Consider the following 6,809-nt stretch of genomic DNA (forward strand, 5'->3'; position numbering starts at 1 on the left):
CAATTATTTTACACTATGTGAATCACTTTATCTTATGGGCTTACCTCTTCTCCCATATACTGCCAACTAGCACGGTCATGTCATCCCGGATGCTATTTTGTTCCTTGGCCTTTTTTAATATTTTTTCAGCCATTTCTTGAGGATTTGTAGTTTTTGTTTCAGCTAAAAATTTCTTAAGCATTTCCTCACCGTTTTGTTTGCCTGAAAAAGCATCTATAACTCCATCAGTTATCATTATCACCATATCCCCAGCTCGAAGGTTTTTTTCTGTAACTTTAGGCGCTACTTCATCAATTATACCTACAGGCAGGCTCCCACCTCGTATAATTTCTATTTTAGTGCCATGTTTTATGAAACTAGCCGGTGCGCCTGCCTTGATAAATTTTACCTTTCCGCTGGCAGTATCGATCAATGCAACATCCATAGTTGAAAAACCTTCATCAGTATTGATGGCCTGCATTGCTGAATTAGTAACTTTTAATGCTGTCTCCTGATTATATCCCGCTTCCAGCAGCCGCTCAATTAAAGCAAGGGTTTTTTCGCTGTGTTCGGCAGCTTTTTCACCAACTCCCATACCGTCACAAAGGGCAAGCATGTATTTACCTTCTTTAAATTCCGCAAATGAAAATCCATCACCAGATATACCCTGACCTTCTTTGGCTACTCCTGCCACACCTACTGAAACCTCAAGGGTTCCATGAGTTAAAATTTTCAGGCGGCACTTGGAGCTTCCGCTCTTTATGGGACAATCTATGACTTTTGTGCTTATCTTCCTGCCAAGCACATCAGATGCAGCCAGGGGAACCAGCATTTCACAGTGTTTATTGCTCGTACATGGGGTTTTTACAATGTCTACACAAAATCTGCGGTTTTTGTGATCGGCATGTACCCTTTCCACACTTATGTCCATCTGAGAAAGCTTTTCAGAAAGCTCACCTTCAATGTTTCGCTCATATTCTTCTTCCCATACTCCATCTGCCAGCGCTTTGATCATGTCGGCAGTTTTTGAAAAATGTAATTGTATGAGTTTTTGATTTGTCTTTATTATATTCTCCATTTGATGTTTAACTTTAAATATATCACTTTGCTGTTTTATTATTTTTTTTATGCTTTCAGCCCGGCCGCATCGAGATTTGAACAAAAATGGAAGGTCCTTTTTGTCGCTTAGCCCTTCATTTAGTTTTATAAGCGTATAAAAGGAGGCCATAGTTCTCTTTGGTTCTTTTTCCCAACAAATTCTCCGCATTCCACAATCAGAGCAAACCTCCAGCTGTGCCCTCTGGCAAACTAAACCAAGGTACTCCGCAGAAAGTATTCTGCTTTCCTTCTTTATTAGCGAATCTTTAAAGGCTCCTCCCATTTCCCTAAGGAGTGAAGCTAATTCATACAACCTATCTCTTGCCCGTTCCTCTAAATAATGGCTTTGGGAATTACTAGAGCTGCCTAAATATAGGTGCAGCCTATCTATGATGTTTTGGGGCAACAGCAAAATCATAAGAAAAGCTATCACTAAAACCGGCAGTGAAATAATTGCCTCACCCATGGAATTAACGTAAAAATTGTACAGTAAATATCCCAGTGAAAAACCAGTAATAACGCCAATTTTCCCAAGTTTGTTAAAAGACCCGGATATGAGACCGGAAAATGCCATTATAGCTGTTGACCAAGGCGAAAGGCTAAAAGAAAAGCCTGTTATTCCTACGATTATCCCTGCTGCAGCTCCTGCACCGGCGCCATCTATTAGTGCAAATAGCAAAACGGCAAACACTCCTATTACATCTCTTACATTTACGCCAAGCCACACGAAGTTGCGAGCAATAGACAATATAACCCCAGCCAGTACTGCCATGCAAATATTTCTTTCTGTGGACTGTATAGGTTCTTTAAAAAGCCACGGCATGCCTCCAGGAATAATAAAGGTCATGATACACGCCATGGCAGATTCCGCCAAAAGTAAAAATATATCATAGGGTGATATTTCATAAGCTCTCAAAAAAATTAGCCCTGCAAGCACACTTGATAAAAACACTCCTAATCCTAACAATAAAAGTTGATTTTGCCGATTTGTTCTATTTAGCAAGGTGTAAATAATAAAAAATATACCAATAGCACCTAAATACCTAACAGATGCGAGACTTTTTATTGTTACTAAAGTCCCGAAATATGAAAATACTGTTGGTATAATAAAATTACTTCGGTATATGAAGTTTGCCGCTGCAAAGGACAGGGCAAAAGGATGAAGACCGTTTATAGAAGCCATGCCAAATAAAAATGCAAAAATGCTTACATTGATGGCTTCTTTTGTTAGGCCTGCAGACAAAGATAAGAGAGCCTCAGTTTTAGATTTAGAAGATTTTTGTACAAAAACGTCTGCCATTTTAAGCTGAGCTCTGTCAATCAAGTTTGTCCACCTTCCTTGCAATATTTGGTAAATACCATTATACAGGAGGCGGGCTGTAAATATTGTCAAGATTAAGAAACTGCTTCGCAAAATTATGCGACAAAAATAAACTGAAATAGTCTATTGGCGACAATAAAAGAAAAAAGGCAAAAAAAATAAGTCACATAAAATGCGACTTATTTACAATATTATGGTGACCCTGAGGGGATTCGAACCCCTGTTACCGCCGTGAAAGGGCGATGTCTTAACCACTTGACCACAGGGCCATGTATGGTAGCGGCGCAGGGATTTGAACCCCGGACACTGCGGGTATGAACCGCATGCTCTAGCCACCTGAGCTACGCCGCCATAATTATTGTTTTAATATTTTTTTGGTGGCGGGGGCCGGATTTGAACCGACGACCTCCGGGTTATGAGCCCGACGAGCTACCAGACTGCTCCACCCCGCGTCATCTAAGCTTTTTTTTGCCGCGAACACTTTATATTTTATAATAAAAATTTTAATTCGTCAAGCCTTGAAATTATGGAGAAATTAGGAGAAAATACGGGTTCTTTTGAACCCGTATTTTAAAACCCGACGCAATTTACTTTATCTCGACTGTAGCGCCAACTTCTGCAAGTTTCTCTTTGATCTGCTCTGCTTCTTCCTTTGAAACCTTTTCTTTGATTGGTTTTGGAGCATTGTCTACCAAATCTTTTGCTTCTTTTAATCCGAGACCTGTAATTTCTCTTACTACCTTGATTACCTTAATCTTTTGATCTCCAGCAGACGCCAATATTACATCAAATTCAGTCTGCTCTTCTGCAGCTGCTTCAGCAGCGCCACCAGCAACAGGTGCAGCAGCAACTGCTACAGGAGCAGCGGCGGTTACGCCAAACCTATCCTGAAGTTCTTTCACCAATTCTGATAGTTCTAAAACAGTCATATTTTCAATAGCAGCAATAATTTCTTCCTTTGTCATTAAAAGTTCCTCCTTTTTATATTTAAAAATCTTTTTTTACTTACTTTATACAAAAAACCTTTAAACTCTTCTTATGAAGCTTTTTTATCCTGTATAGCCTGTAGCGTGTAAACAAAGTCGCGTAGAGTGCCTTGTAGCACGCCAACAATACCATACAGTGGGGATTGAAGTGCACCAACCACATTGGCCAATAGCTGTTCCTTCGGCGGCATCTTGGCCAATTGGTCAATGGTTGCTTTATCAGCAACCTTACCTTCCACAACTCCCGCTTTTATTTCCAATTGTTTGTGGGTTTTTGCAAAATCAACCAACACTTTAGCAGGAGCTACAGGATCTTCATAGCTAAAAGCTATAGCCGTAGGACCTTCTAAAAACTCATCTAAATTGTAGTCAAAGTCCTTTAGGGCAATGCTGGTTAAGGTGTTTTTTACAACTTTGTACTCTACGCTCTGCTCTTTAAGTTTGCGCCTGAGTTCTGTTATTTCTGCCACATTTAAACCCCTAAAGTCTGTAAGTATAGCGGCTCTGCATCGGCCAAACTTATCCCTTAATTCCTCTACAGCTTTGACTTTTGCCTCTTTTATTGCCACTTTTTCACCTCCCAAATTTTATTAAAAAAGCCTTTCTGCAGAACAGAAAGGCTTCCTCTTTCAACGTAAAGTATAAAGAACGGTACAAAAATACTTAAGTACCAGTCTTTACCTTTTCGCCTCGGTAGGAAATTAAGCCTAAGGGCACCTACTGTCTGCAGCGCATTAATAAATATTAAATTGATTAGCTTCTTAATCTAAGACTTTCTGAGGATTGATTTTGATTCCAGGTCCCATGGAACTGGAAATGACTACACTCCTCAGATACTGCCCTTTAGCAGCAGCTGGCTTGGCTTTGATTATAGCCTCCATAAATGCCTTGAAGTTTTCAGTTAATTTTTCAACGCCAAAAGATTTTTTTCCAATGGGAGCGTGAACGATCTTGGTCTTATCTACTCTAAACTCTATTTTACCAGCTTTAATCTCTTGTACAGCTTTTCCTACATCAAAAGTCACAGTGCCTGTTTTGGGGTTTGGCATAAGACCTTTTGGGCCTAATATTCTACCTAGTTTACCTACACTACCCATCATATCCGGTGTAGCCACTGCTACATCAAAATCTAAAAAGCCCTCTTGAACTTTAGCAACCAACTCATCAGAACCTACAACATCTGCGCCGGCTTCCTCTGCCTCTTTGATTTTATCACCTTTAGCAAATACCAACACTCTAACAGTTTTTCCGGTTCCATGCGGAAGGGTTACAGTTCCTCTGACCTGCTGATCAGCATGTCTCGGGTCAACGCCTAAGCGTACTGCTACTTCTATGGTTTCGTCAAAATTCTTAACAGCCGTCTTTACTGCAAGATCTATGGCTTCTTTGACTTCATAGAGTTTAGTTCTATCTACTAGCTTTACTGCTTCTAAATATTTCTTCCCACGTTTAGCCATATTTTATAACCTCCTTGTGGTATTAGCGGAAAAATCCTCCCACTTAAAAACATTATTCTACTACAATGCCCATGCTTCGGGCAGTGCCTTCTATCATTCTCATAGCAGCTTCTAAAGTGTCAGCATTTAAGTCAACCATCTTCAGTTTGGCAATTTCTTCAATGTCCTTTTTACTAACTTTGCCAACTTTACTCTTGTTAGGTTCTCCAGAGGCTTTTTCTAGCCCCGCTGCTTTTTTCAACAGTACCGAAGCTGGCGGGGTCTTCAAAATAAAACTGAAAGACCTATCCTGATATACCGTGAGTTCTACTGGTATGATTAAACCAGCTTGATGGGCTGTTTTTTCATTAAATTCTTTGCAAAAGTTCATTATATTAATACCCGTAGGACCAAGTGCAGGACCTACTGGCGGAGCTGGTGTTGCTTTGCCGGCAGGAATCTGAAGTTTGACTACAGATATAACCTTTTTTGCCATTGGCGCACCTCCTATTTAACTATATTCCTAAATTTTTTCTATTTGGTCAAAACCCAGTTCAATAGGGGTCTCTCTTCCAAACATAGCAACTGATACTTTAAGCTTTTGTTTTTCTTCATTAATCTCTATGATTTTCCCTACGAAATTTTCGAAAGGTCCTGATGATACTTTTACATTCTGACCTACAGCAACGTCCAGCTTTGGTTTTGGTTCCTCTATACCCATCTGTTTTAAAATGAGTTTTGCCTCAGATTCTTGAAGGGGAATGGGTTTACTGCCTGCGCCAACAAAACCGGTAACTCCCGGTGTGTTTCTCACTACGTACCAGGAATCATCGGTTACTATCATATCAACCAGCACATATCCCGGAAAAACTTTGCGCTGCGTTACTTTTCGTTTGCCATTTTTGACTTCTACTTCCTCTTGAACAGGAACGAGAACCCGAAAAATTTTATCCTGCATTCCCATTGATTCTACGCGTTTTTCCAGGTTTGCTTTTACTTTATTCTCATATCCTGAATAAGTATGAATTACATACCAATTTCTAGACATAATATCGGGCTCCACCCAAGCCTCCTTCAATTATCGGAGAATTAGTGATACCAGCTTATACATGATAGTATCGGCTATCCATATAAAGCCACTGACAATGGCAACAGATAAAAAAACCACAATAGTAAATGTAATAAGGTCGCTCTTTACAGGCCATGTTACTTTTCTCATCTCAGACCTTACTTCTCGAAAAAACTTTCCTGTTCGCTTTACGATGCCCTCCTTAGCCGCTGCCATAAGCATCCTCCTATTTTTATTTGGTTTCTTTATGCAATGTATGTTTCCCGCAGCGTTTGCAGTATTTGTTTAACTCTAACCTATCTGGATCATTTTTCTTATTTTTCTGTGTGAAATAGTTTCTCTCTTTACATTCTGTACACGCCAACACTATATTAACTCTCAAAGAGTACACCTCCCAGCGTCGTTTCTGTAAGTGCAAGGATTTTTCGCTACTTAGTCACTTTTATAAATTTATCACAATTAAATCACGTTGTCAATAAAAGCAATAAAAAAGGGGAATCCCAGGATTCCCCTTTTTTCTCCCTTTATTCAGATATTTCAGTTACCACACCTGCACCTACGGTCTTGCCGCCTTCACGGATAGCAAATCTTAATCCCTGCTCTATTGCAATCGGTGATATGAGCTCTATATCCATTACTATGTTGTCTCCCGGCATTACCATTTCGGTGCCCTCTGGCAATGTGATGGTCCCTGTTACGTCTGTTGTCCTAAAGTAAAACTGTGGTCTATAACCGTTAAAGAAGGGTGTATGCCTGCCGCCTTCTTCTTTCTTTAAGACGTATACCTGACCCTTGAATTTGGTATGTCGTAAATCCCTTTGCCAGTCTAGGATTTCTCTAAGCCAAGAAAGTTTTTGTTCAAAATCACTGTTGTTTTTAGCACCCTCTTTGTATCTCCAGTGGGCTGCGATTCCATATTC

8 protein-coding genes, 3 tRNA genes, 1 pseudogene and 1 other annotated feature are annotated in these 6,809 nt (G+C 40.0%); all 12 genes and pseudogenes read right to left on the reverse strand.

The genetic code is table 11. The annotated features are described in order from the left end of the window. Positions 1 to 40: 40 nt before the first annotated feature. Positions 41 to 2,401 carry a stage II sporulation protein E gene (spoIIE, locus tag JT739_RS11910; protein WP_237661352.1) on the reverse strand — a complete coding sequence of 787 codons (2,361 nt, stop codon included), beginning with the start codon at positions 2,399 to 2,401 and terminating at the stop codon, positions 41 to 43. 191 nt (positions 2,402 to 2,592) lie between these two features. Next, positions 2,593 to 2,667 (reverse strand) — tRNA-Glu (locus JT739_RS11915). Positions 2,668 to 2,672: 5 nt separating this feature from the next. Further along, positions 2,673 to 2,749: transfer RNA gene (locus JT739_RS11920), tRNA-Met, on the reverse strand. A 24-nt stretch (positions 2,750 to 2,773) separates the two neighbouring features. Continuing rightward, positions 2,774 to 2,850 (reverse strand) — tRNA-Met (locus JT739_RS11925). A gap of 135 nt (positions 2,851 to 2,985) precedes the next feature. Then, on the reverse strand, positions 2,986 to 3,363 hold the full coding sequence (gene rplL, locus JT739_RS11930; RefSeq protein WP_237661353.1) for a 50S ribosomal protein L7/L12: 378 nt from the start codon (positions 3,361 to 3,363) through the stop codon (positions 2,986 to 2,988). Positions 3,364 to 3,434: 71 nt separating this feature from the next. Next, entirely contained in the window at positions 3,435 to 3,953 is a 519-nt protein-coding gene (rplJ, locus tag JT739_RS11935; RefSeq protein WP_237661354.1) for a 50S ribosomal protein L10, read from the reverse strand. Positions 3,954 to 3,967: 14 nt separating this feature from the next. Next, positions 3,968 to 4,132 (reverse strand) — a sequence feature (ribosomal protein L10 leader region). Between the two features lie 13 nt (positions 4,133 to 4,145). Continuing rightward, positions 4,146 to 4,841 carry a 50S ribosomal protein L1 gene (gene rplA, locus JT739_RS11940; RefSeq protein WP_237661355.1) on the reverse strand — a complete coding sequence of 232 codons (696 nt, stop codon included), beginning with the start codon at positions 4,839 to 4,841 and terminating at the stop codon, positions 4,146 to 4,148. 52 nt (positions 4,842 to 4,893) lie between these two features. Further along, positions 4,894 to 5,316 (reverse strand): 50S ribosomal protein L11, encoded by a 423-nt coding sequence (rplK, locus tag JT739_RS11945; protein WP_237661356.1) that lies wholly within the window; start codon positions 5,314 to 5,316, stop codon positions 4,894 to 4,896. 27 nt (positions 5,317 to 5,343) lie between these two features. After that, on the reverse strand, positions 5,344 to 5,868 hold the full coding sequence (gene nusG / locus JT739_RS11950; protein WP_237661359.1) for a transcription termination/antitermination protein NusG: 525 nt from the start codon (positions 5,866 to 5,868) through the stop codon (positions 5,344 to 5,346). 30 nt (positions 5,869 to 5,898) lie between these two features. After that, the gene (gene secE, locus JT739_RS11955; protein WP_237661357.1) at positions 5,899 to 6,105 is read right to left on the reverse strand and encodes a preprotein translocase subunit SecE; all 207 of its coding nucleotides are present in this window, start codon (positions 6,103 to 6,105) and stop codon (positions 5,899 to 5,901) included. Between the two features lie 16 nt (positions 6,106 to 6,121). Further along, entirely contained in the window at positions 6,122 to 6,271 is a 150-nt protein-coding gene (rpmG, locus tag JT739_RS11960) for a 50S ribosomal protein L33 (protein ID WP_237661358.1), read from the reverse strand. Positions 6,272 to 6,413: 142 nt separating this feature from the next. Further along, positions 6,414 to 6,809: pseudogene (locus JT739_RS11965) on the reverse strand (hypothetical protein); the annotation flags it as partial.

The organism is Tepidanaerobacter sp. GT38 (assembly GCF_021991635.1).
Taxonomy (GTDB): Bacteria; Bacillota; Thermosediminibacteria; order Thermosediminibacterales; family Tepidanaerobacteraceae; genus DTU063.

Coding starts and splice junctions, on each gene's coding strand:
- rplK (WP_237661356.1), bottom strand. CDS start 5,316: ATGGCAAAAAAGGTTATATCTGTAGTCAAACTTCAGATTCCTGCCGGC.
- rplL (WP_237661353.1), bottom strand. CDS start 3,363: ATGACAAAGGAAGAAATTATTGCTGCTATTGAAAATATGACTGTTTTA.
- rplA (WP_237661355.1), bottom strand. CDS start 4,841: ATGGCTAAACGTGGGAAGAAATATTTAGAAGCAGTAAAGCTAGTAGAT.
- nusG (WP_237661359.1), bottom strand. CDS start 5,868: ATGTCTAGAAATTGGTATGTAATTCATACTTATTCAGGATATGAGAAT.
- secE (WP_237661357.1), bottom strand. CDS start 6,105: ATGGCAGCGGCTAAGGAGGGCATCGTAAAGCGAACAGGAAAGTTTTTT.